Annotated in this window: 1 protein-coding gene; it reads right to left on the bottom strand. The window is 71.4% G+C overall.

Annotation, left to right across the window (positions count from 1 at the left end):
- Window positions 1–1,337 (bottom strand): type I polyketide synthase (locus AB0958_RS45150; protein ID WP_366896296.1); only part of this gene is annotated, 1,337 nt, incomplete at both ends.

The following is a 1,337-nucleotide window of genomic DNA, read 5'->3' on the forward strand; positions in this document are numbered from 1 at the left end:
TGGTTGACGGCGGTGGCGCGGATGACCGCGAGGACCGGGTGGTTGTTGCGGCGGGCGTCGGACAGCCGCTCCACCAGCAGCGTGCCCACGCCCTCCGACCAGCCGGTGCCGTCCGCCGACTCGTCGAAGGCCTTGCAGCGGCCGTCGGCCGACAGTCCGCCCTGGCGGGAGAACTCCAGGAAGATGCCCGGCGTCGACATCACGCTGGCGCCGCCCGCGACCGCCAGATCGCACTCCCCACCACGCAGCGACTGCACGGCGAGATGCAGGGCGACCAGCGACGACGAACATGCCGTGTCCACGGTCAGAGCCGGACCCTCAAGTCCGAACACGTACGCAAGCCGCCCTGACGCCACGCTCGCCGCGTGCCCGGTGAGCAGGAAGCCCTCTGTGCCCTGCGCCGGACCGGCTGTGCTGTAGGTGGCGTAGTCCTGCTCGTTCGTGCCGACGAACACTCCCGTACGGCTGCCGCGCAGGGTGCCGGGATCGATACCGGCACGTTCGAAGGCCTCCCAGGTGGTTTCCAGCAGCAGCCGCTGGTGCGGGTCCATCGCCAGCGCCTCGCGCGGCGCGATGCCGAAGAGCGAGGCGTCGAACCCGGCGATGTCGTCGAGGAAACCGCCCCGGCGCACATAGGTCGTGCCCGGGTGGCCCGGGTCGGGATCATAGAGCGCGTCCAGGTCCCAGCCCCGGTCGTCGGGGAAGTCCCCGATGGCGTCCCGTTCCTCGATCAACAGCCGCCAGAGATCCTCCGGTCCCTGCACACCGCCGGGGAAGCGGCAGGCCATGGCGACGATGGCGATCCGATGGTCCTCCTCCGGCGTGCCGGCCCGGACGGCGGGGACCAGCGCAGGGTCCGGTTCCCCCTCCAGGTAGGCGGCGAGTTCGGCCGGACTGGGGTGGTCGTACGTCGCATTGACCAGTACTTGGCGGCCCAGCAGCGCCGAGAGACGCTTGCACAGGTCGACGCCCGCGAAGGAGTCGAAGCCCAGGTCCTTGAACGTGGCCTGGGGCGGCACCTCCGCCGCCGACGCGTGCCCGAGCACCCGGGCGCATTCGGTGAGTACGAGGTCCAGGGCCCCGGTGACCGGGGGTGCGGCGGGAGGGGCCACAGGCTCTTCCTGCTCGGCGGGTGCGACATCCACGGCCGCAGCGGGCTCCGCGAACGAGCTCGGCCAGTAGGAGCGGCGCTGGAAGGGGTAGGTGGGCAGGGATGCTTTGTGTGTGGGGGTGGGGATGCGTGTGGTCCAGGTGGGGGTGGTTCCGGTGGTGTGGGCGTGGGCGAGGGTGGTGGTGAGGTCGGTGGGGGTGGCGTGGTTGCGGCGGAGGGTGTGGAG

Origin of the sequence: Streptomyces sp. NPDC006655 (assembly GCF_040703965.1) — a bacterium.
Taxonomy (GTDB): Bacteria; Actinomycetota; Actinomycetes; order Streptomycetales; family Streptomycetaceae; genus Streptomyces.